Below are 595 nucleotides of genomic sequence, written 5' to 3'. Positions count from 1 at the left end.
GGGGTGGCCTCGCGCTGGGCGCCGTGGTGGCGGCCCTGGGGTTCTGGATGACGTCGAGGAGGAAGCTGTCATGAGTCGGGCATGGGCCGTGAGTGTGGCCATGATGGTTGCCGCGCTGCCGGCGTGGGCGCAGGACGTCGGAGTGGTTTCGACCGAGCAGATGGAGTCGTCGCGCAGCGGCGGCATCATCATCCGGGTGGGCGGCTACAAGCCGCTCTTGGATGACGAGAAGGCGCTCAACGGGAATACGCCCTACGAGGACACGTTCGGTGACGCATCGCTGCTGCTCGTCGAGTTGGAGCTGCAGCGCTACTTCTACCAGGGCATCGGCACCGCGGGCGTGGGTGTGTCGGCGGGCTACGGGGAGAAGTACGCGGCCGCGAAGCTCGCGGGCGGAGGCAACGCGGCGGAGCAGACGGCGCTGAAGGTGGTGCCGCTGGCGTTCAACCTCTTCTACAAGTTCGACTACGCGGCCTTCGAGTGGGGAGTCCCCCTGGTGCCGTACGGCAAGCTGGGGCTCATCTACACGCCGTGGTGGGTGACGAAGGGCAGTGACACCGAGACGGCGGACGGCATCACCGCCAGCGGTGGCAAG

General features: G+C 67.6%; 1 protein-coding gene. It reads left to right on the top strand.

Translation table 11 applies throughout. The features are described 5' to 3' along the window. Positions 1 to 70 precede the first annotated feature (70 nt). The coding region (locus tag HR086_RS47360; RefSeq protein WP_174468960.1) for an MXAN_2562 family outer membrane beta-barrel protein at positions 71 to 595 on the top strand (525 nt) is incomplete at its 3' end.

The organism is Myxococcus sp. CA039A (assembly GCF_013336645.1).
Classification (GTDB): domain Bacteria; phylum Myxococcota; class Myxococcia; order Myxococcales; family Myxococcaceae; genus Myxococcus; species Myxococcus llanfairpwllgwyngyllgogerychwyrndrobwllllantysiliogogogochensis.
This window is presented reverse-complemented; position numbering and strand designations above follow the sequence as displayed.